We start from the raw sequence: 20,610 nt of genomic DNA on the forward strand, positions 1-20,610 counted from the left end.
GTTCCAGCGCGCGCGGTGACGCGACGAGGCCGCGCCCGGCACGCACCAGCAGCGGGTCGCCGGTCGCCTCGCGCAGCCGCGCCAGGGACCGGCTCATCGCCGAAGGGCTCAACCGCAGCCGCCGGGCCGCGCCTGCCACGCTGCCCTCGGCCAGCAGTGCATCCAGCGTCAGCAGCAGGTTGAGGTCGGGGTCTGACATGGCGTCTCGTGCAGCAATGAAGTGCAGATGATGCGTCTTCCGCCAGGTTCAGCCAATGCCTAAGGTTGCGCCCATGACCACCGCTACCGTCCCCGCCGCCGCCCAGCCCACCACCTGGGTGCTCGCCAGCCTGGCTTTGTGCACCCTCCTGCCATCCCTGGCCATCAGCAGCGCCAACGTCGCGCTGCCGACGCTGGCCACAGCCTTCGGCGCCAGTTTTGGCCAGACCCAGTGGGTCGTGCTGGCCTACCTGCTCGCCACGACGACGCTCATCGTCGGCGCCGGCCGGCTGGGCGATCTGATCGGCAAGCGCCGCCTGCTGCTGGCCGGCATCGCGCTGTTCACCATTGCGTCGGCGCTGTGCGCGCTGGCGCCCACGCTGCCGCTGCTGATCGCCGCCCGTGCGCTGCAGGGCGTGGGGGCGGCGGCCATGATGGCGTTGACGATGGCCATGGTGGGCGCGGCCTTGCCCAAGGCGCGTACCGGCAGTGCGATGGGGTTGCTCGGCACGATGTCGGCCATCGGCACGGCGCTGGGCCCGTCGCTGGGCGGTGTGTTGATCGGCACTTTGGGCTGGCAGGCTGTCTTCGCCGTCAACCTGCCACTGGGCTTGGCGGCCCTCGTGATGGCCCGGCGTTGGCTGCCGGCAGACCGGGGGCAGGTCGGCGCCGCAGACTTCGACCTGCCCGGAACGCTGTGGCTGACGTTGACGCTGGCTGCCTATGCGCTGGCAATGACGCAGCATCTTGGCCTGCTCGCCGGTGCTGCGGTCGGCCTGCTGTTTTTCCTGCGCACCGAAGCCCGCGTCGCCTCGCCACTGGTGCGGTTGGAGCGCCTGCGCGACCCAGCCCTCAGCGCCGCCCTGGCCATGAATGCCCTCGTGTCCGCCGTCATGATGGCTACCTTGGTCGTCGGTCCCTTCCACCTGAACGGCGCGTTGGGCCTGGGCGCAGCCGTGGTCGGTGCGCTGATGTCCATCGGCCCCATCGCGTCCGCCCTCAGCGGCGTGCCGGCTGGCCGCCTGGTGGACCGTTTCGGCACACCGCGCATGACGCAACTGGGCCTGGCCGCGATGGCGCTGGGCTGCGCGCTCATCGCGCTGTTGCCCGCGTCGCTCCGTGCCATCGCCTACGTCGGGCCGCTGCTCATCGTCACGCCGGGCTATGCGCTCTTCCAGGCCGCCAACAACACCGCCGTCATGGGCGACGTGGCGGCCGAGCAGCGCGGCACCATCGCCGGCCTGCTGACGCTGTCGCGCAACCTCGGCCTCATCACCGGCGCTTCCGCCGTCGCAGCCGTCTTCGCTGCCGCCGGCCTGCATCTCAGCTTCGCCGTGGGCACGGGCCTGGTGCTGCTCGCGCTGGCGTTGACCGGGCTGAATTCAAACGCGAATCGTTCTTGTTAGCATATCGACTTCTGCAACCCCTGAAGAGACCTCTCGATGCTGCGTCGTACCCTGCTTTGCATCTCCCTCAGCCTGGCTGGCCTGAGTGCCGTTGCCCAGCCCGCCAAGGAGGCCGTGCTCAACGTCTACTCGGCGCGGCATTACCAGACCGACGAGGCGCTCTACGCCAACTTCACCAAGCAGACCGGCATCAAGATCAACCGCCTGGACGGCAAGGAAGACGAGCTCGTCGAGCGCATCCGCAACGAGGGCACCGCCAGCCCGGCCGATGTGCTGATCACCGTGGACGCCGCGCGCCTGGAGGTGGCCGACAACCTGGGCCTGTTCCAGCCGGTCAAGTCGTCGGTGCTGGAGGCGCGCGTGCCCGCCGGGCTGCGCACGCCGACCTGGTTCTCGTTCTCGACCCGCGCCCGCGTCATCGTCCACAACAAGGCGGCCGTGAAGAGCGACTGGGTGCAGACCTATGAAGACCTCGCCGACCCGCGCCTGAAGGGCCAGGTCTGCGTGCGCTCGGGCGCCCACCCCTACAACCTGTCGCTCGGCGCCGCGCTCATCGCCCACAACGGCGAGGCCAAGACCGAGGCCTGGGCCAAGGGCCTGGTGGCGAACTTTGCCCGCGCACCCAAGGGCGGCGACACCGACCAGCTGCGCTCCGTCGCGGCCGGTGAGTGTGGCGTGACCATCTCCAACACCTACTACCTGGTGCGGCTGATCCGCTCGACCAAGCCGGAGGACCAGGAGGTCGTGAAGAACATCGCCATCGTCTGGCCCAACCAGAAGACCTGGGGCACGCACGTCAACATTTCCGGCGCGGGCGTGCTCAAGCACGCGCCAAACCGTGACGCGGCGGTCAAGTTCCTGGAGTACCTGGCCAGCGACGAGGCGCAGGGCTACTTCGCCAACGGCAACAACGAGTGGCCAGTCGTGAAGTCGGCGGTGACGAAGAACGCGGCGCTGGAATCGCTGGGCAACTTCAAACCCGATGCGCTGCCCATCGGCGACCTGGCCAAAACGACGACGGCCGCGCAGAAGGTCTTCGACAGGGCAGGTTGGAAGTAAAGCCTAGAAACGACGGTTGACCGCTCGCCAGCCCTCGGCCAGCGGGCGGTTCAACTGGACCGCGATGTCGCCGTCATACATGGCTTCGACGTGCAACGCTGCGCGCCCGCTTGGCTGGCACTTCTAGGCTGCCGACTGATGCTGACTGCCGCGCACGATGTGCCGGCACAGCACCACCATCGGCACCAGCCCGACGGCGACGATGGCCAGGGCCGAGGTCGACGCCTCGGCCAGCCGCTCATCAGACGCCAGCGTGTAGGCCTGCGTGGCCAGGGTGTCGAAGTTGAAGGGGCGCATCACCAGCGTGGCGGGCAGCTCCTTCATCACGTCGATGAAGACGAGCAGGGCCGCCGTCAGGGCGCTGCCGCGCAGCAGGGGCAGGTGCACGCGCCACAGCGTCTGCGCCGGCGTGTGGCCCAGCGTGCGCGCGGCCTGCTCCATGCGCGGCGTGATGCGCGCCAGGCCCGCGTCCATGGCTTGCAGCGCCGCCGTCAGGTAGCGCACCACGCAGGCGTAGACGAGGGCGGCTATGGTGCCCGACAGCAGCAGGCCCGCGTCCAGCCCCCAGCCGCGCAGCAGCGCCGCCAGCGCATGGTCCAGCTGCGTGACCGGGATCAACACGCCCACCGCGATGACCGACCCCGGCAGCGCATAGCCCAGTCCCGCGATCCGGTGCGCCCAGCGCGTCGGCGCGCCCTTGTCGACCCGCGCCGCATAGGCGATCAGCAGCGCCAGCGCCGTGGCCAGCAGCGCTGTGGCACCGGCCACGAGCACGCTGTTGCCGGCCAGCGTGTAAAAACGCGGGCCCCACTGCGCATCGCCCTCGGTCAGCGCCATGTGCAGCATCACACCCGCCGGCAACAGGAAGCCGCCGGCCAGCGGCAGCGCGCAGCCCAGCAGCGCCAGCGCCGCGCGCGGCCCCCGCAGCGGCACGCGCAGCACGCCCCGGCTGCGTAGCGAGCTGTCGGCAAAGCGCGAATCACCGCGCGACAGCTTCTCCAGCGCCAGCACAGTGACGACAAAAGCCAGCAGCACCATCGCCAGCTGCGCCGCAGCCGTGCGGTCGCCCAGCGAAAACCAGGCACGGTAGATGCCGGTCGTGAAGGTCTGCACCGCGAAGTACGACACCGTGCCGTAGTCCGCCAGCGTCTCCATCAGCGCCAGCGCCACGCCGCCCGCAATGGCCGGGCGCGCCAGCGGCAGTGACAGCCGGCAAAAGGCCTGCAAGGGCGACAGGCCGAGCGTACGCCCCACTTCGATCATGCCGCCCGCGCGTTCCATGAGGGCGGTGCGCGCCAGCATGTAGACGTAGGGGTAGAGCACCAGCGAGAACATCACAGTAGCGCCGCCCAGCGAGCGCACGTCGGGGAACCAGTAGTCGCCACGCCGCCAGCCAAAGCTCTCGCGCAGCCAGCCCTGCACCGGGCCGACAAACTGCAGCAAGTCGGTGTAGGCATAGGCCATCACATAGGCCGGCATGGCCAGCGGCAGCAGCAGCGCCCATTCGAAGGTGGCGCGCAGCGGGAACTCATAGCGCGTCACCAGCCAGGCAGCGCCCACGCCCAGCAACGCCACGCCGGTGCCGACGCCCGCGCACAGCCACAGCGTGGCCACGACATAGTCCGGCAGCACGGTGGACAGCAGGTGCTGCCAGGTGCCGGCGGTCCCGGGCGTGAAGACATTGAAGGCCACCGACAGCAGCGGCGCGGCGATCAACGCGGCGGCCAACAGGGCCAGTGCGCGCAGCGACGGCAGTGAACGGGGGCGGCGCTGGCGCACTGCCGTGGGGGGGCTCGTAACCGATTGCATTGCGAACAATTATCATTCGGCCCGCCAACATGACTTCCTCCCCCGACACGCCGCCCTGGCTGGCCCTCCACGACATCGACATCGCCTACGGCGCACGCAAGGTCGTGGAAAGGCTGTCGCTGACGCTGGCACGAGGCCGCATCGGCTGCCTGCTCGGACCCTCGGGTTGCGGCAAGACCACGGTGCTGCGCGCCATTGCGGGCTTCGAGGCGGTGCAGGCGGGTGAGATCCGGGTCGATGGCGAGAGCGTCAGCCGGCCCGGCTACCAGCTGCCGCCCGAGCGGCGGCGTATCGGCATGGTGTTCCAGGACCATGCACTGTTCCCGCACCTGACCGTGGCGCAGAACGTCGGCTTCGGCCTTCGTGGCGTGATCGACGCGAAAGCGCGCGTCCAGCAGATGCTGGACACCGTCGGCCTCGCGCATGCGGCGGCCCGCTACCCGCATGAGCTGTCGGGCGGCCAGCAGCAGCGCGTCGCGCTGGCCCGGGCGCTGGCGCCACGGCCGCTGCTGCTGTTGCTCGACGAGCCCTTTGCCAACCTCGACGTGGAGTTGCGCGAGCGCCTGGGCGCCGAGCTGCGCGGCCTGCTTGCGCCATCGGGCACGACGGCGCTGCTCGTCACCCATGACCAGCACGAGGCCTTTGCGATTGCCGACGAGATCGGCGTCATGTCGGAAGGCCGCATCCAGCAATGGGACAGCGCCTACCAGCTCTACCACCGCCCAGCCAATCGCTTCGTGGCCGACTTCGTCGGGCAGGGCGCCTTCCTGTCGGGCAATGTGGAAAGCGACTTCGAGCTGCGCCTGGAGCTGGGTGTGGTGCGCAGCCCGCAGGTGATCCGCTGCGCCGAGCGCGGCGAGGTCTGCGGCAGCGGCTGCGCCGTGGACGTGCTGCTACGCCCGGATGACGTCGTGCATGACGACGCCAGCCCCATCACGGCCGAGGTCGTCGGCAAGGCGTTTCGCGGCGCGGAGTTTCTCTACACCTTGCGCCTGCCCAGCGGGGCGCTGGTGCTCTCGGTGGTGCCTTCGCATCACAACCATGCGGTCGGCGAGCGCATCGGCATACGGCTGGAGCTCGACCACGTCGTCGTGTACCGCGCGGCGCGTTGACAGCGGCAGGCGCCGGCCCGCGCTGGCGGGTCGTCGTCAGGTTCCGCTGCGCAGCTTGAAGATGCCGACCGTCTCGACCAACCGCTCGGCTTGCTGGCTGAGGCTGCCGGAGGCCGCGGTGCTCTGCTCCACCAGGGCGGCATTCTGCTGAGTCATCTGGTCGAGCTGGGTGACGGCTTGGTTGATCTGCGCGATGCCACTCGTCTGCTCGACGGTGGCCTGGCTGATCTCCTCGATGAGGCGGCTGACCTTCTGCACCTCGGTGACGATGTCGGTCATCGCCGTGCCGGCATCGGCCACCAGCGCGCTGCCGTTCTCAACGTTCTCCATGCTGGCGCCGATCAGCGTCTTGATCTCGCGCGCGGCCTCGGCCGAGCGTTGCGCCAGGCTGCGCACCTCGCCGGCGACGACGGCAAAGCCCCGGCCCTGCTCGCCGGCGCGCGCCGCCTCGACGGCCGCGTTCAGCGCCAGGATGTTGGTCTGGAAGGCAATCCCGTCGATGACGCCGATGATGTCGGTGATCTTGCGCGCGCTGTGGGATATGGCTTCCATGGTGTGCACCACCCGGCCCACGACCTGGCCGCCACGGTCGGCAGCGGTGCTGGCGTGACGGGCCAGGTCGGCTGCGCTTTGCGCCGTGTCGGCCGTGTTGCGCACGGTGGCGGTCAACTCCTCCATGGACGACGCCGTCTCCTCCAGGTTGGCCGCCTGCTGCTCGGTGCGCTGGCTGAGGTCGGCGTTGCCGGCCACGATCTCCAGCGTGGCCGTCTGCAAGGTGTCGGCGGCGGTGCGCACGTTCAGCATGATGCCGCTCAGGTCGGTGTTGACGGTGGCCAGCGCCTGCATGAGCCGGCCCACCTCGTCGCTGGACTTGATGTGGATCTCCCGCGAGAGGTCGCCCTCGGCGATGGACTGCGCAACGGACACGGCCTCAGCCAGCGGTCGCGTGATGCTGAGCTGGATGCGCCAGGCCACCAACGCACCGACCAACAGTGCCGACACCGACAGACCGATGATGAGCGCCACCGACATCTTGTAGGCGGCCGTGGCGGCCTCATCGCGTTGCTGCGAGGAGGCCTTGATGGCCTCGATGACGGCATCCAGCGCCTTCACGTGGGCCTGCTGCGCTGGGCGCAGTTGGTCCCGCAACATGGCAGAGGAGCCGGCCATGTCGTCATTCATCGTCAGGTCCACGATCTTCTCGATCAGCCCCCGGGTGCCGTCCAGGGCCGCAGCGGCCTGCGCCAGCGCGGTGCGGGTCGGTTCGTCGCTCACCATGCCGGCCAGCGCCTGCGCGGTCTTGTCGTAATCCGCCCGCGCCGCTTTCATCAGGTCGAACTCCTTCTTCTTGAAGGCCATGTCGTCCTGCATGATCACATCGCGGATGGTCACGCTCTGATAGCGCGCCAGGTCGCGCAGTTTGCTGGCAAGGCGCTCGGGCGCCTCGCCGGTGACGGCTGCCAGGTCGGCTTTCAGGGCCGCCAGGCGGCTCAGCGCCAGTGCGCTGCCCATGCCCAGCATCACCAACACGAGGGCAAAGCCCAGCGCCAGGCGCGGGCCGACTTTCAGGGAAGTGAGCATCCCGACATCCTTTTTACGGTCGATCTCTGGCGGCTTCATCAGCCGGCGCCTGCTCGCAAAGGGTGGAAATTACTTGGCGGTCACGGCGGTATGCAGCACGCCGATCGGCTTGCCGCCATCGAGCACCGGGGCGGCCACGTGCACGCTGGGGATCTGCGTGGAGGTGTCGGGCTTGATTTCGTCGGCCGACCAGGGCTGGCCCTTGATGGGCTGGGCGAACACGGGGCGCACGGCGTTGTTCCAGATCAGCGGGCGCACGCTGGCGGCCACCAGGTTGCCCTTCTGGTCGCGCAACAGCAGCTTGTTCATCGTTTCGTCCTTGGACTCCAAGTCGGCGAACTGGCGGCTGATCTTGGTCTTGAGGATGTTCTGGACGAACGGGTCGCTGTCCGGCAGGTCCACCCACTTGCCGTTGCTCATCTCGGCTACCTTGGCATTGGCGTCCTTGACGGCGGCCACGATGGCGGGGTCGGCGGCCATGGTGACGAGCTTGGCCTTGACCTTGTCGACCTTGGCCTGCACATCGGGCGGGAGGGCTGCCGACGCGGCAAGACAAGTGAGGAGGCTGAAGGCGGCAACAACGGTCGGCAGGCGGCGGGTAGAGAACATGGGCATCGTCAAACTCCCTGAATGATGGGTGCCAAGGTTAAAAAACAGGGCCGCGAACCTTAGAAGCGCATCTGCGAATCTTCCTGGCCACGGCATTGGGCTAGCCCGGGCAGAGCAGCGTGCTAACCCAAGCGTGAGCTGGAGTTTCGCGGGCTGCGACACGTGCGGTGACCATGCGCGCGCAATGAAGGCGGGCAACGCGGTGCTATTTCTCATTTGCCCAGCAGCAAGGCATAGGCCAGCCACATGCTGACGGGGATGCTCACATAGGGCGGCTGTTTGAACCGCCACACCAGCAGCCACGCCGCGGCCGTGAGCAGGGCGCAGGCGAGTGGCTCGCCGCGCAGGGGTAGCTTGAGCCAGAGCGTCACGGCCGCTCCGGCAATCAAGCCCACGACGGCGCAGCGGACGCCGATCATGGCGTGCTGGAACCAGTGCAGGCCCTTGAGCCGGTCCGCCGCCTGGTTGATGCCGACCGCGATGATGGCCGTTGGCGTGTAGACGCCCACGGTGGCGGCAAGCGCCCCCTGCCAGCCGGCGATCTCCATGCCGGTGAAGGTGGCGATGCCCACGATGGGACCCGGCGTGAGCTGACTGGCGGCCAGGCCGGCCGTGAAGCCGGCGTGGCTGAGCCAGCCCAGGTGCTCGACGATCAGCCCCTCCAGCAGAGGCACCATCACCAGCGCACCGCCGAACAAGGTGGTGGCGATGCCCGCGAAGGCCAGCATCAGCCGCGCCACCGCGTCCTGCGGCAGCAATGCCGGGACGATCTGGAACACCGCCAGGCCGGCCGGCAGCAGGCACAGCAAAAGCGCCCCTGGGCGCATGGCCGTGCTGGTGGCCGCTGGCGCAGCGGCTGGCGCAGGCCAGAAGAGCCGTGTGATCAGCCCCCCGCTGGCCAGCACGAGGATGGGCGCCGACCAGAAGGGCAGTGCCAGCAACGCGATGGCGGCGGCGATGGCCAATGCCTTGTCGCGCGGCTGGGGCGTCGCCTTCTTGGACTGGTTCCAGGCAGCGTTGGCCATGATCATGGCCAGCGGCGGCAGCACGCCCACCATCAGCGCTTGCAGCAGGCGCGGCTGGCCGGCCAGGGCGGAATACCCCCACCACAGCGCGATGATGATGAGGAAGCTGGGCAGCACGATGCCCACCAGCGCTGCTGCAAAGCCCGCCCATCCACCCAGCCGGTGTCCCATGACGGATAGCGCGTTCACTGCCTGCGGCCCCGGCAGCATGGTGACCAGCGCCATGAGGTCGAGGAAGTCCTTCTCGGCCACCCAGCCCCGCTGCTTCACAAAGCGCTGCTGGGCCTGGGCAAGCAGCGCCATGAAACCACCCCAGGCAGTGAGGCCCAGCACCAGGCAATCGAGAAAAAGGCGCCGTGGCGTGTAGGGCGTCACGGTGGCGGCCTGGGCCGGCGCGAGGTCCGGTGCCGCAAGGGGCCGGGTCTTGTCCATGAGTTCAGGCGGCCAGCTGGGTGCGATTGCGGATGGCGGCCAGCAATTCTTCCTGCGGCTTGCGCGCCGCGGCGTCCTCGGCCGACAGTTCCTCACGGGCCGCGGCCTTCAGGCGCTTATTCTCGGCATCGAGGGCGGCGAGGGCGGCTGCGTCATAGCTGCGCGCGGGGCAGGTCTTGCCCACGAACTCCAGCGGGTAGCCGAGCGCCGTCAACGAATCCCCGGCCACCGACTCGAAGTCGATGATCTGGTCCTGCGCCATGCCCTGCAGCCACTTGCGGCTGTTGCCGGCCATCACCGGCTTGCGCACGTTCTCCCACATCTTGCCGGAGGCGGCTGTGCGACCGGCTTCGTCCGAATTGTGGAAGTCGAGCATCTCCGGCTTGAACTCGATACCGAGCCAGGCGCACAGCTTGCGCAACGACGGTTCGGGATCGCCCGTCAGCGATTCGTAGGACAGTGCCATGTACTGCGCGGCCGGCACGCTCTTGCCACACTTGAGCGCCAGCTGCTGTTCCTGGTGCCACTGGCGGCCGATGTGGAAGGCGGTCTTCTCGCCCACCACGGCCTTCATGAACGACAGGCAGACATCGCGCCCGTCGCGGTAAAGATAGAGATAGCGGGCGTCTTCCCCGAAATAGCGCTCGATCTCGGCCAGGAAGTGGACGTTGGCGAGCGACTTGCACATCCAGTCGGGCTTGCCCTGCGCCTCGGCCATGCGGTCCATGACGGCACCGAAGATGGCCACCAGGCTGTTGTCGCGGCAACGGTTTCGGATGTCTGCACGATCGAAGCTGACGCCCCAGGGCACCGGGTTGACCTCGACCATGCGGACGACGTCATCGACAAGGCGCAGGAAGTTGCGCTCCTGGGCCAGATCTCCGTAGGCGGGCAGCAGCGGTGCAAAACGCTCCAGGATGTGGGGCGGATGCGGCGCCGCGATGTCCGGTGCCTGGTTGATCATGAGGCGCAAGAGGTTGGAGCCGGAACGCTGGGTGCCGATCATGAGGATCTTCATGCAATGCTCTCTAGAGATGGAGTGGAGGCTGCGCAGTCAAGTGACTCGCTGCCCGCTGCTGCCCGTGCCCCGTTGCGGGGCGTGGAAGCGACGGCGGGCAGCCAGGCAGCGGGGGTGTATGGGATCAGGCGGACGCGTAGAAATGCGGGTTGTCCAGGCCGGGCTTGCCGTAGCACAGCGGCTCGTCGTTGCAGACGCGGCGCACCTGGCCGCCGGCAGCTCTGAGCACGGCGTCACCGGCAGCGATGTCCCATTCCATCGTGCGCCCCAAACGTGGGTAGAGGTCGGCATGACCCGCGGCGACCAGGCAGAGCTTGAGCGACGAGCCGGCGCTGACCAGCGCCGCCACCTTGCGCCCAGCCAGGAAGGCATCGAGTGCGGCCGCATCGCCGTGTGATCGGCTGGCCACGACGGACAGGCCTTCGGCAGGCACAGGCCGGCAGCTGATGGAACGCCGCCCTTCGTGATCTTCAAGCCAGGCTCCCAGGCCGACGCCCCCGGCGTAGAGCCTGCCCAGCGCCGGTGCGAACACGACGCCCAGCACCGGCACACCGCGCTCGACCAGGGCAATATTCACCGTGAACTCGCCGTTCCGGGAAATGAACTCCTTCGTGCCATCCAGCGGGTCCACCAGCCAGAAGACGCCGTTCGTGATGTCAGGCATCACGCCGCCGGACACGGCTTCCTCGGCCACGACCGGGATGTCGGGCGTCAGGGCGGTCAGTGCCGACGTGATGATGGCCTCGGCACGTTCGTCGGCTGCGGTGACGGGCGATGCATCCGCCTTGCCGCGCACCTCGAAGTCGCTGTCATAGATATCGAGCACGGCCGCGCCGGCTCGACGGCAGATCGCTTCAACGCTGTGAAGCAAGTTTGTCGTAGCTTTCAATTGAACCTCCTCCTGCTCGCGATCATGCCGGCTCCGCATTGTTGTGGGATTAGGGTTGGCGAGCGGTATGCATCGCCTTCGGTATCGGCTAACTTGCTAACTCAGAGGTGCAACACGGAGATGTTGCTGGTCAAGCCAGGCCCAAGCAAAAGCGGCAGTGGCAACGGGAGGATGCAATGAGTGAATTGCTACCGGTGGAGGCCGACATCAGGTTGTCGTCGCCTTCGCTGCAGGCGCAGGACGATCAACCGTCGGGGCTGGTGTGGCTATACAGCGTCAATCAAGCCGCGCCCGCCGCGCATGTGAGGGCTCTGATGGCCAGCGTCTCCCAGGGGCGCTTCGGCCGTTGGCAGGTGCACACGCCGCCAGCCGCGCAGCCCGCGGTCGTCGCGCTGCTGGAAGGGCGACTTCGTTCGGCGTTGATGCTCTTGTGGGCCGACGCGTACAGCCTGGGTGCCGGCCAGTTGGAGTCGGCCTTCCAATCAGTGGCCTTGCTGGGCGACGCGCCCCTGGTGGTCCTGCTGGACACATCCCCTGGCCAAGCGTCGGCGTGGGATGACGCGGATGCCCTCAAGGCGCGCATCAGGCAACTGGCCGGCCAGCATGGCCTGCATCAGCTGGACGTGGTGACGGTGGAGACGGCGGGCGTTCCACCGGCAGCCGCTGCCGTCACCGCACGCCTGGGCAGCGCGCTGTTGCAGATGGCCGGCTTGCGTGCCGCGCACGTGTCGGGGCCGTTGCGGATGCAGGTGCTCGCCGTGCTGCCCGACTCCGGGCCGGCGGTGTATGGCGAGTTGCTGGAAGGCAGCGTCGCTGCGGGCGACCGTGTGCGCTTGCTGCCGTCAGGGCAGGTCGCCGAAGTGTGCGCCCTCGTCGGGGCAGGCAATCGAAGCCCGCTGTGTGGCGATTTGCTCACCCTGCGCCTGGCGGAGGCGGCCGATGTGCGTGGCATCGACCTCGTGACTGCCGCAGACGAACCGGTGGAGTCCGCCGACGAGTTCCAGATCCAGCTGGCCAGCGACTCGGCCGAGGCCCTGGCCGGACGCACCGATTGGCAGGTCTGCCTCGGGCCGGCACGGCGCTTCCAGCACGTCAAGCTGCTGGACTTGCAGCCGCTGCGGCAAGGCGAGGGCCGCGCATCCGGGTTCACTGCCAGGATGCGCATGGACACGGCCGTGCCGTTCGATCCCTCCCCGGCGCTGGCGCCATTGCGGCTGTTCAGCCTGCACGCCGGCGTGGATGCGCCCGCGGCGGCCGCGGGCATGCTGCTCCACGCCAATCGCGCTGCATCCAACATCCATCGGCAGGCCGTCAGCGTCGACAAGACCGCGCGGGCGCTCCACAAGGGTCAGCGGCCCTGCGTGATCTGGCTGACGGGGCTCTCCGGCGCGGGCAAGAGCACCATCGCCAACCTGGTCGAGCAACAGCTGCTGGCGCGTGGCCTCCATACCTATTTGCTGGACGGCGACAACGTTCGGCATGGCTTGAACCGCGACCTGGGTTTCAGCGACCAGGACCGCGCAGAAAACATCCGGCGCGTGGCCGAAGTCGCCAAGCTCATGGTGGAGGCGGGCTTGATCGTCATCACCGCCTTCATATCGCCGTTCCGATCCGAGCGCGAACTGGCGCGTCATCTGATGGCCGACGGAGAGTTCCTGGAGGTCCATGTAGACGCCCCGTTGGCGCTGGCTGAGCGGCGTGACGTCAAGGGTCTGTACCGCAAGGCGCGACGCGGAGAAATCAAGGGCTTCACCGGCATCGATGCTCCCTACGAGCCGCCAGACCACCCCGAGCTGCACATCGACACCAGCCAGGGGCAGGCCGATGACGCCGCCGCCGCCGTGCTTCGCCTGTTGCTGGCACGCGGCATCATCCACCCGGCGCCGACGGCCATGTCGCTGGGCCGGCATTGATCGTCATGTTGATCCGCACGGCGCTCGGCAGCGTGCAAGGCGAGACGACGACGCGTGCGCGTTGACAGCCGGCGACGCCGGCCCGCACAATCGCGCCCGCTCCGGGGTGCTCGGGCCTGGCTGATGCCAGACCCGCAACGCTGAGACGGTCGAAAGACCGAACCCGTGAACTTGAACCGGCTAATACCGGCGTAAGGAGAGCGCATGCCTTGGGGCGTGCCGGCGGGGGCCACCCTCGCCGCGCATCCGCAGGCGGCCACGGAGCAACCGACCCATTGCTCCAGGAGACCGCCTTGAACGCCCCCCAAGAACGCACCGCTCTCGCCGACCGCTTGTCGCTGACTCGCGAGCCCTTTCCCGCGTCCCGCAAGGCCTACGTCACCGGCAGCCGGCCCGACCTGCAGGTGCCGATGCGCGAGATTGCGCTGAGCAACGGCGAGACCGTTGTCGTCCACGACACCTCCGGCCCCTACACCGATCCCGGTGCGGGCATCGATGTGCAGCAAGGTCTGCCGGGCATCCGGTCCGCCTGGGTCGCCGACCGGGGCGACACCGAGGCCTACGCAGGCCGCATGCGCGTCGCGCTGGACGATGGCGGCAAGGAAGACAACGCACGCATCGTTCAGCTCCGAGCCGAGGCAGCCGCGCTGCAGCGCGAGCCCCGCCGGGCTCAGCACGGCGCCAAAGTCAGTCAACTGCACTACGCGCGGCGCGGCATCATCACGCCGGAGATGGAGTTCGTCGCGCTGCGCGAGAACGGCAAGCGCGAGTGGATGCGGGCCTACCTGTGCGACGCCGAACGCGAGCAGCGCCTGCGCGGCGACGCTTTGGGTGCCGGCATTCCCGACATCATCACGCCCGAGTTCGTGCGCCAGGAGGTGGCACGGGGCCGCGCCGTGATTCCGGCCAACATCAACCACACGGAGCTGGAGCCGACCATCATCGGCCGCAACTTCCTGGTCAAGGTCAACGCCAACATCGGCAACTCGGCCGTCACCTCCAGCATCGAGGAGGAGGTCGAGAAGCTGGTGTGGAGCATCCGCTGGGGCGCCGACACGGTGATGGACCTTTCCACCGGCCGCAACATCCACACCACGCGCGACTGGATCATCCGCAATTCGCCGGTGCCCATCGGCACCGTGCCCATCTACCAGGCGCTCGAGAAGGTGGGCGGCGTGGCCGAAGACCTCACCTGGGCTGTCTTCCGCGACACGCTGATCGAGCAGGCCGAGCAGGGCGTCGACTACTTCACCATCCACGCCGGCCTGCGCCTGCCCTTCATCCACCTGACGACCAAGCGCCGCACGGGCATCGTGTCGCGCGGCGGCTCCATCCTCGCCAAGTGGTGCATCACCCATCACCGCGAGAACTTCCTGTACACGCACTTCGAAGAGATCTGCGAAATCATGACGGCCTACGACGTGACCTTCTCGCTCGGCGATGGTCTGCGCCCCGGTAGCGCGGCGGATGCCAACGACGAGGCCCAGTTCGCCGAGCTGAGGACGCTGGGCGAGCTGACCAAGCTGGCCTGGAAGCACGACGTGCAGACCATGATCGAAGGTCCCGGCCATGTGCCCATGCACCTCATCCAGGCCAACATGGCCGAGCAGTTGAAGCACTGCCACGAGGCCCCGTTCTACACGCTGGGCCCGTTGACGATCGACATCGCGCCGGGTTACGACCACATCGCCTCGGCAATCGGCGCGGCCATGATCGGCTGGATGGGCACGGCCATGCTTTGCTACGTCACGCCCAAGGAGCACCTGGGTCTGCCGGACCGCGACGACGTCAAGCAAGGGCTGATCGCCTACAAGATCGCCGCCCACGCGGCCGACATCGCCAAGGGCCACCCCGGCGCCCGGGCGCGCGATGACGCGATGAGCAAGGCGCGCTTCGAGTTCCGCTGGAACGACCAGTTCGCGCTCGGCCTGGACCCCGACACGGCGCGCGACTATCACGACGAGACCCTGCCCAAGGACTCGTCCAAGGAGGCGCACTTCTGCTCCATGTGCGGGCCGAAGTTCTGCTCGATGAAGATCACGCAGGACGTCCGGGAGTACGCGGCGGCGCGCGGGCTGGAGGCGGCCGACGTGGTGGCCGACGGCATGGCGCAGAAGTCGGCCGAGTTCCGCGCGCATGGCGGCGAGTTCTACATCCCCATCCAGCCGCAAGCCTGATGGCCGACATTGCGATTGCAGGGGCCGGCGTCATGGGCAGGTTGCTGGCCTGGCAGCTCGCATGCGGCGGGCATCGCGTGCGCGTGGTGGACCCGGCCGGCGGGCCGGCCGAGCCGGGCGCCGCGGGCTTCACCGCCGCCGGCATGCTGAGCCCGTTGGCCGAGCAGGCCAATGCCGAGCCGGAGGTCGTGGCGCTGGGCTGGCGGTCGCTCGCGCTGTGGCCCGGCATCGCGAGCGCGCTCGGTCAACCGGGTCTCGTGAAGACCGACGGCAGCCTGCTGCTCGCGCATGGCTGCGACGGTGGCGCGGCGCAGCGCGTGCTGGCCAGGCTGGGCGGCGCTGCCGAGCCGCTGAACGACGCCGCGCTGCAGATGCTGGAGCCCGAGCTCGCCCCCGACCTCAAGGCCTGGTGGCTGCCGGGCGAGGGCCAGGTGTTGCCGCACGAACTGCTGCTGGCTTTTGCGCAGCGGGCACCGTGTGTCGATTGGCACTGGGGGCGACGCGCGCTCGCTGTGCATCCGCATCGGGTTGAACTCGACGACGGCCGCCGCCTGGACGCCGACCTCGTCATCGACACGCGCGGCCTGGGCGCCAAGCCGGCCATGCCGACCCTGCGCGGTGTGCGCGGCGAGATCCTGTGGCTGCACGCGCCGGGCGTCGTACTGAATCGCCCGGTGCGGCTGCTGCACCCGCGCCACCGCGTCTACCTGGTGCCACGGCCGGGCGACGTCATCGTCGTCGGCGCCTCGGAAGTCGAGAGCGAGGACCGCTCACCGGTCAGCCTGCGCAGTGCGGTCGAGCTGATGGCCGCGGCCCACAGCGTGCTGCCGGCGCTGGCGGAGGCGCGCATCGTCCACATGGACACCCAGCTGCGCCCGGCGCTGCCGGACCATCGGCCGCGCATCGAGCACCAGCGCGGCCTGCTGCGCATCAACGGCCTGTTCCGCCACGGTTGGCTGCTGGCGCCGGCGCTGGCCGAGAAGGCACTTCAGCATGTCTGAGTTCACGCTCAACCAGCAGCCGCAGCCATGGCGCGAGGGCTTGAGCGTCGCGGCGCTGCTGGCCGAACATGGCCGGGCGCCGGCTGCGGTCGCCACCGCATTGAACGGCGCCTTCCTGCCGCGCTCGTGCCGCGAAGCCACGTTGATCCGGCCCGGCGACGAGCTGACGCTGATCCAACCCATCACCGGAGGATGACCGCATGTCATCGCTGATTCTCTATGGCCGCATGCTGGCGAGCCGCTTCCTGCTCGGCACCGCCGGTTACCCGTCGCCCGACGTGCTGCGCCAGGCCGTCCGCGCCAGCGGCGCCCGCGTGCTGACCGTCGGCCTCAAGCGCACGCTGGCGGCCGCCGGTGACAACGGCTTCGTGGCCGCCATCCGCGACACGCTGCGCGAGACCGGCGGCCACCTGCTGCCCAACACTGCCGGCTGCCGCACCGCGCAGGAGGCCATCACGCTCGCGCAGATGGCCCGCGAGCTGTACGACACGCCGTGGATCAAGCTCGAAGTCGTCGGCGACGAGTACACGCTGCAGCCCGACCCCTGGGAACTGGTCAGCGCGGCGCAGGCATTGGCCAGGGACGGCTTCCAAGTCTTCCCCTACTGCACCGACGACCTGGTCACCTGCCGCCGCCTGCTTGACGCCGGCTGCCAGGTGCTGATGCCCTGGGGGGCGCCCATCGGCTCGGGCCAGGGCCTGCTCAACCCCTTCGCGCTGCGCACGCTGCGCGAGCGCCTGCCCGGCGTGCCACTGATCGTCGACGCCGGCATCGGCGCGCCCTCGCATGCGGCCCAGGCCATGGAGCTGGGCTACGACGGCGTGCTGCTGAACTCGGCGATCGCGCAGGCGGGCGATCCCATCCGCATGGCTGCCGCGTTTGGCCAGGCGATCGAAGCCGGGCGGCTGGGCTTCGAGGCCGGGGTGATGGCCCGGCAGGACATGGCAGTCGCCAGCACGCCCGTGAGCGGGCGGCCCTTTCTCATCCCATGACGAGCCCCGTCATCTGGAGCATCGCCGGGCTTGACAGCGGGGGCGGGGCGGGCCTGTCTGCCGACCAACGCGCCGCCGATGCGGCCGCTGTCCACCTCTGCCCCGTGGCTGCGGCGCTGACGGCGCAGAACAGCGTCGCCGTCGAGGCGGTCTTCCCCGTGCCGCCGGGCCAGCTCGACGCCCAGCTCGGCGCGCTGGCCGACGACATGCCGCCCGCCGCCATCAAGACCGGCCTGCTGGGTGGCGTCGAGCAACTGCGCGTCGTCACGCGCTGGGTAGACCGGCTGCGCGAGCGCGCACCCGTGGCGCTGGTGGTCGACCCCGTGCTGCGCGCCTCCACCGGCGCGAGCCTGGCCGACGAAGCGCTGCTGCGCGCCTACCGCGAGGAGTTGCTGCCGCGCGCCACGGTCGCCACCCCCAACCAGCGCGAGGCCACGCGGCTGGTGGGCGAGGGCTGCACCCGCGAACAGGCCCGCATGCTGCAGGGGCTCGGGATGGCCAGCGTCTGCATCACCGGCGGCGACGCAGGGGGGGCGCTGGCGCTGGACTGGCTCGCCAGCCCTCATGCCAAGGGCTGGCTCGCACTGCCGCGCCGTGACGCACGCAACCATCACGGCACCGGCTGCTGCTTCGCGACGGCGCTGGCAGCGGCACTGGCCCGCGGCTTCGTCGCCGCGGATGCCGCGGTCCTCGCCAAGATGCTGACGACCTCCGGCCTGCACGCCCGCGCCACGCCGGGTGCCGGGGCGGGGCCGGCAAGGCCGTGGGGCGGGTTCATCACCGATCCCGGCTTGCTGCCCGCGTTGTTTGACGTTCTGCCTGCGTGTTGGCCGGCGCGGCGCGGCGGGCCACCTGCTGTCGAAGGGCTCTATGGCATCACCGACAGCGGCGCCCGCGCGGCCGGGCTGTTCGACGCCGGGCTGCGCACGGTGCAGTTGCGGGTCAAGCGCACGACAAGCGAAGGTGACACGGCCTGGCAGGCGCGGTTGCGGGCGCAGATCGAGGCTGCGCGCCGCCCCGGCGCCACGCTGGTCGTCAACGACCACTGGCGCGAGGCGCTGGCCCTCGGCGTCGATTTCGTCCACCTCGGCCAGGAAGACCTGCTGGCCCTGTCGACCGTCGACCGCCGCGACCTCGCCGAGGCCCGTGCGCGTGGCTTGCGCCTCGGGATCAGTTCGCACAGCCTGTGGGAACTGGCCCGCACCGCGGCCTGGGCGCCGGACTACGTCGCCTGCGGCCCCGTCTGGCCGACGCTCACCAAGGACATGCCGTGGCGCCCGCAGGGCCTCGGCAACCTCGCCTGGTGGGTGGCCATGGCGCCGGCCCCGGTGGTCGGCATCGGCGGCGTGTTGGTACCCGCGCAGCTGGCCGAGGTCGCCGCCTGCGGCGCGGCCGCCGGCTGTGTCGTGCGCGGCCTGGCACGAACCGCGGCGCATGCTCCCCGGACCTGGCAGGACGCCTGGCGCAGGGGCCGCAGCGCTGCCAGCGTCAACGTGCCGGCTTGGCCCGAGCCCGCCTTGGCGGCCGGCGTCGCGTGAACAGGGCTTGCTCCCGCGGTGTCGGCGTGCTTTACAGCGCTTGTTACAACCGACACGCGCTCCATGGGAGAAGTCACCGTTGGCCCGAACCTTGCGTATACCTCCCCGATACCCGATCCCTGGAGAACAAGATGAGCTTCCGCACCGCCTTCGTCAGTCTGGCCCTTGCCGCTTCTGCCCTGGTGGTGCAGGCCGCGCCGGTCCTCGTCATCCAGGGTGCTGGCGGTGTCGACCTGAACAACCTGATGCTGGGCCAGGCCTTCCAGGTTGAGGTGCTCATCAACGGCGACATCCCCGGCGAGGTCGATGGGGGTGGTAGCGGCTTCGGTGCTTTCACGTCAGCGGGTGCACCCTTCCTGAGCTTGACCGCCACGCAGCTCGGCACCGTGGCCCAAGGCGTCGACTGGAGCCTGGACCCATCGCTGTTCATCTTCAATTTCACCGCCGTGGCCGCTGGCACCGGCTTCATTGGCACCACCGGCCAGTGCCTGAACTCCAGTATCCAGAACTACGGCTGTGGTTTTTCCAGCGGCCCGATCAGCTTCACCGTGCGAGACCCGAACCGCCTGCCCGAGCCGGCCAGCCTGGCGCTTGTCGGCCTGGCCCTCATCGGTCTGGGTAGCATCCGTCGTCGTTGAATATGGCGGCTTCGGAGCCGTCTCCCGTCTCGCCAGGGCCCCCCAGCGGGCCCTGATTCATTTCAGCAGCAGGCCTTGCGGCTAGGCGCCTTGTCCGACGTGGGCGACGCCGCCGCGGTCCTAGGCTTGCCGCCATGGCATCTCGCAAGACTGCGCTCCCCCTCATTGGCACAGCGGGCTGGTCCATTCCCGCCAAGACGGCGAGCGCTTTCACGGCCGAGGGTTCGCACCTGCAGCGGTACGCCAGCCTGATGCGCTGCGCGGAAATCAATACCTCCTTCTACCGCCCGCACCGGCCGCAGACCTACGAGAAATGGGCCGCCAGCACGCCGGCGGACTTTCGCTTTGCCGTCAAATGCCCCAAGCAGATTTCGCATGAATGCCGACTCGAAGGCGTCGATGCGTTGCTGGCCCGGTTTGTCGAAGAGGCCGGCGGGCTCGGACCCAAGTGGGCCGTGCTGCTGATCCAGCTGCCACCCTCGCTGCCCTTCGACGCGCCCGTGGCCAGGCGCTTCTTCAAGCGGGCGCATGCGATGTTCGGTGGCACCATCGTCTGCGAACCTCGCCACGAAAGCTGGTTCACGCCGGCGGCGCAGACGCTGCTGCTCAAGAACGAGGTGGCGCGTGCCGCTGTCGATCCGGCCAAATGGCCCGGCGCCGCCGAGCCTGGCGGTTGGCTGGGCCTGCGCTACTTCCGCTGGCATGGCTCGCCACGGGTCTACTGGTCGACCTACGACGAAGACTGGCTGCGGGCAAGGGCGCGCGGATTGCCAAGCAACGCCGACTGCTGGTGCATCTTCGACAACACCGCGTCCGGTGCGGCGCTGCAGAACGCGCTGCAGTTCCAGGGCCTCGTTTGAAGGCTCACCACTTGCAGCCCTTGCCACGCGCCGCGTCCACGGCCAATGGCACGACGGCCAGGATGCCCACGCCGGCGTAGGCGTTGCGGCAATCCTTGCTGGCGGCGTCCTCGATGGACTGCTCGAGCTTGGACTTGCGCTCCGGCGGCTGAGGCAGCATGCCGATGAGGCCGGGGCCACGGCGGGACGCGATGTCGCCGCGGGGCAAGGACAGATTGAGCGGCGCCCGCGGCGCGCTGGCGGCCGCGGAGGGCGGTACGGCCAGGTCGGCGCCCAGGCGCGAGCCGGCATCGGGCGAGCCGGCTGAGGCCTTGGGCGCGGCGTAGGGGTTGGCGCTGGGGTCGCCCCTGGGC

Annotated in this window: 18 protein-coding genes, 1 pseudogene and 1 riboswitch; of the genes and pseudogenes, 11 read left to right on the forward strand and 8 right to left on the reverse strand. The window is 69.2% G+C overall.

From position 1 onward, the window contains the following. Positions 1 to 199 (reverse strand): helix-turn-helix domain-containing protein (locus ACT6S0_RS18490; RefSeq protein ID WP_444765258.1); only part of this gene is annotated, 199 nt, incomplete at its 3' end. A 73-nt stretch (positions 200 to 272) separates the two neighbouring features. Here ACT6S0_RS18490 and ACT6S0_RS18495 point away from each other — a divergent pair. Both ACT6S0_RS18495 and ACT6S0_RS18500 read left to right on the forward strand, forming a co-directional pair. After that, positions 273 to 1,604 (forward strand): MFS transporter, encoded by a 1,332-nt coding sequence (locus ACT6S0_RS18495; RefSeq protein WP_444765259.1) that lies wholly within the window; start codon positions 273 to 275, stop codon positions 1,602 to 1,604. A gap of 36 nt (positions 1,605 to 1,640) precedes the next feature. Continuing rightward, positions 1,641 to 2,663, forward strand: coding sequence for an extracellular solute-binding protein (locus ACT6S0_RS18500; RefSeq protein ID WP_444765260.1), 1,023 nt, complete (start codon positions 1,641 to 1,643; stop codon positions 2,661 to 2,663). 123 nt (positions 2,664 to 2,786) lie between these two features. On the opposite strand, the gene ACT6S0_RS18505 is transcribed toward ACT6S0_RS18500, so the two are convergent. After that, positions 2,787 to 4,472 carry an ABC transporter permease gene (locus ACT6S0_RS18505; protein ID WP_444765261.1) on the reverse strand — a complete coding sequence of 562 codons (1,686 nt, stop codon included), beginning with the start codon at positions 4,470 to 4,472 and terminating at the stop codon, positions 2,787 to 2,789. A gap of 29 nt (positions 4,473 to 4,501) precedes the next feature. Here ACT6S0_RS18505 and ACT6S0_RS18510 point away from each other — a divergent pair, with 29 nt between their 5' ends. Continuing rightward, positions 4,502 to 5,584 (forward strand): ABC transporter ATP-binding protein, encoded by a 1,083-nt coding sequence (locus tag ACT6S0_RS18510; RefSeq protein WP_444765262.1) that lies wholly within the window; start codon positions 4,502 to 4,504, stop codon positions 5,582 to 5,584. 36 nt (positions 5,585 to 5,620) lie between these two features. Here ACT6S0_RS18510 and ACT6S0_RS18515 read toward each other — a convergent pair whose 3' ends face one another. The 5 genes from ACT6S0_RS18515 to cysQ all read right to left on the reverse strand — a co-directional run bounded on the left by ACT6S0_RS18515 (position 5,621) and on the right by cysQ (position 11,138). Continuing rightward, positions 5,621 to 7,165, reverse strand: coding sequence for a methyl-accepting chemotaxis protein (locus ACT6S0_RS18515; RefSeq protein WP_444765263.1), 1,545 nt, complete (start codon positions 7,163 to 7,165; stop codon positions 5,621 to 5,623). Between the two features lie 69 nt (positions 7,166 to 7,234). Continuing rightward, positions 7,235 to 7,780, reverse strand: coding sequence for a hypothetical protein (locus ACT6S0_RS18520; RefSeq protein ID WP_444765264.1), 546 nt, complete (start codon positions 7,778 to 7,780; stop codon positions 7,235 to 7,237). Between the two features lie 206 nt (positions 7,781 to 7,986). Beyond that, on the reverse strand, positions 7,987 to 9,231 hold the full coding sequence (gene chrA / locus ACT6S0_RS18525) for a chromate efflux transporter (protein ID WP_444765265.1): 1,245 nt from the start codon (positions 9,229 to 9,231) through the stop codon (positions 7,987 to 7,989). Between the two features lie 4 nt (positions 9,232 to 9,235). Continuing rightward, a complete protein-coding gene (locus ACT6S0_RS18530) occupies positions 9,236 to 10,249 on the reverse strand; it encodes a sulfotransferase family protein (protein ID WP_444765266.1) in 1,014 nt (337 codons plus the stop codon). A gap of 124 nt (positions 10,250 to 10,373) precedes the next feature. After that, the gene (cysQ, locus tag ACT6S0_RS18535; RefSeq protein ID WP_444765267.1) at positions 10,374 to 11,138 is read right to left on the reverse strand and encodes a 3'(2'),5'-bisphosphate nucleotidase CysQ; all 765 of its coding nucleotides are present in this window, start codon (positions 11,136 to 11,138) and stop codon (positions 10,374 to 10,376) included. A 176-nt stretch (positions 11,139 to 11,314) separates the two neighbouring features. Here cysQ and cysC point away from each other — a divergent pair, with 176 nt between their 5' ends. The 8 genes from cysC to ACT6S0_RS18575 all read left to right on the forward strand — a co-directional run bounded on the left by cysC (position 11,315) and on the right by ACT6S0_RS18575 (position 20,257). Further along, the gene (cysC, locus tag ACT6S0_RS18540) at positions 11,315 to 13,051 is read left to right on the forward strand and encodes an adenylyl-sulfate kinase (protein WP_444765268.1); all 1,737 of its coding nucleotides are present in this window, start codon (positions 11,315 to 11,317) and stop codon (positions 13,049 to 13,051) included. Positions 13,052 to 13,143: 92 nt separating this feature from the next. Then, positions 13,144 to 13,266: riboswitch (TPP riboswitch) on the forward strand. Between the two features lie 78 nt (positions 13,267 to 13,344). Further along, positions 13,345 to 15,228: a phosphomethylpyrimidine synthase ThiC gene (thiC, locus tag ACT6S0_RS18545; RefSeq protein ID WP_444765269.1), complete on the forward strand. Its 1,884-nt coding sequence runs from the start codon at positions 13,345 to 13,347 to the stop codon at positions 15,226 to 15,228. Continuing rightward, positions 15,228 to 16,229: an FAD-dependent oxidoreductase gene (locus tag ACT6S0_RS18550; protein WP_444765270.1), complete on the forward strand. Its 1,002-nt coding sequence runs from the start codon at positions 15,228 to 15,230 to the stop codon at positions 16,227 to 16,229. The genes thiC and ACT6S0_RS18550 overlap by 1 nt, the downstream gene beginning before the upstream one ends. Then, positions 16,222 to 16,425 (forward strand): sulfur carrier protein ThiS, encoded by a 204-nt coding sequence (gene thiS / locus ACT6S0_RS18555; protein WP_444765271.1) that lies wholly within the window; start codon positions 16,222 to 16,224, stop codon positions 16,423 to 16,425. The genes ACT6S0_RS18550 and thiS overlap by 8 nt, the downstream gene beginning before the upstream one ends. Positions 16,426 to 16,429: 4 nt before the next feature. Continuing rightward, complete coding sequence (locus ACT6S0_RS18560; RefSeq protein ID WP_444765272.1) at positions 16,430 to 17,221, forward strand: thiazole synthase; 792 nt, start codon at positions 16,430 to 16,432, stop codon at positions 17,219 to 17,221. Continuing rightward, a complete protein-coding gene (locus ACT6S0_RS18565) occupies positions 17,218 to 18,759 on the forward strand; it encodes a bifunctional hydroxymethylpyrimidine kinase/phosphomethylpyrimidine kinase (RefSeq protein WP_444765273.1) in 1,542 nt (513 codons plus the stop codon). Before ACT6S0_RS18560 ends, ACT6S0_RS18565 begins: the two co-directional genes overlap by 4 nt. Positions 18,760 to 18,890: 131 nt before the next feature. Next, positions 18,891 to 19,397, forward strand: a complete 507-nt coding sequence (locus ACT6S0_RS18570; RefSeq protein WP_444765274.1) for a PEP-CTERM sorting domain-containing protein — start codon at positions 18,891 to 18,893, stop codon at positions 19,395 to 19,397. A 134-nt stretch (positions 19,398 to 19,531) separates the two neighbouring features. Continuing rightward, complete coding sequence (locus ACT6S0_RS18575; RefSeq protein WP_444765275.1) at positions 19,532 to 20,257, forward strand: DUF72 domain-containing protein; 726 nt, start codon at positions 19,532 to 19,534, stop codon at positions 20,255 to 20,257. Between the two features lie 4 nt (positions 20,258 to 20,261). Here the strand turns inward: ACT6S0_RS18575 and ACT6S0_RS18580 are convergent. Further along, positions 20,262 to 20,610: pseudogene (locus ACT6S0_RS18580) on the reverse strand (hypothetical protein); the annotation flags it as partial.

It is taken from the genome of Roseateles sp. (assembly GCF_052436255.1).
GTDB lineage: Bacteria > Pseudomonadota > Gammaproteobacteria > Burkholderiales > Burkholderiaceae_C > Pelomonas.

Excerpts from the sequence above, each read along its gene's own strand:
- ACT6S0_RS18530 (WP_444765266.1), bottom strand. The coding sequence starts at position 10,249 with ATGAAGATCCTCATGATCGGCACCCAGCGTTCCGGCTCCAACCTCTTG.
- ACT6S0_RS18560 (WP_444765272.1), top strand. The coding sequence starts at position 16,430 with ATGTCATCGCTGATTCTCTATGGCCGCATGCTGGCGAGCCGCTTCCTG.
- cysC (WP_444765268.1), top strand. The coding sequence starts at position 11,315 with ATGAGTGAATTGCTACCGGTGGAGGCCGACATCAGGTTGTCGTCGCCT.
- ACT6S0_RS18575 (WP_444765275.1), top strand. The coding sequence starts at position 19,532 with ATGGCATCTCGCAAGACTGCGCTCCCCCTCATTGGCACAGCGGGCTGG.
- thiS (WP_444765271.1), top strand. The coding sequence starts at position 16,222 with ATGTCTGAGTTCACGCTCAACCAGCAGCCGCAGCCATGGCGCGAGGGC.
- ACT6S0_RS18550 (WP_444765270.1), top strand. The coding sequence starts at position 15,228 with ATGGCCGACATTGCGATTGCAGGGGCCGGCGTCATGGGCAGGTTGCTG.
- ACT6S0_RS18495 (WP_444765259.1), top strand. The coding sequence starts at position 273 with ATGACCACCGCTACCGTCCCCGCCGCCGCCCAGCCCACCACCTGGGTG.
- ACT6S0_RS18520 (WP_444765264.1), bottom strand. The coding sequence starts at position 7,780 with ATGCCCATGTTCTCTACCCGCCGCCTGCCGACCGTTGTTGCCGCCTTC.
- ACT6S0_RS18500 (WP_444765260.1), top strand. The coding sequence starts at position 1,641 with ATGCTGCGTCGTACCCTGCTTTGCATCTCCCTCAGCCTGGCTGGCCTG.
- chrA (WP_444765265.1), bottom strand. The coding sequence starts at position 9,231 with ATGGACAAGACCCGGCCCCTTGCGGCACCGGACCTCGCGCCGGCCCAG.
- ACT6S0_RS18570 (WP_444765274.1), top strand. The coding sequence starts at position 18,891 with ATGAGCTTCCGCACCGCCTTCGTCAGTCTGGCCCTTGCCGCTTCTGCC.
- ACT6S0_RS18510 (WP_444765262.1), top strand. The coding sequence starts at position 4,502 with ATGACTTCCTCCCCCGACACGCCGCCCTGGCTGGCCCTCCACGACATC.
- ACT6S0_RS18505 (WP_444765261.1), bottom strand. The coding sequence starts at position 4,472 with ATGCAATCGGTTACGAGCCCCCCCACGGCAGTGCGCCAGCGCCGCCCC.
- ACT6S0_RS18565 (WP_444765273.1), top strand. The coding sequence starts at position 17,218 with ATGACGAGCCCCGTCATCTGGAGCATCGCCGGGCTTGACAGCGGGGGC.
- ACT6S0_RS18515 (WP_444765263.1), bottom strand. The coding sequence starts at position 7,165 with ATGCTCACTTCCCTGAAAGTCGGCCCGCGCCTGGCGCTGGGCTTTGCC.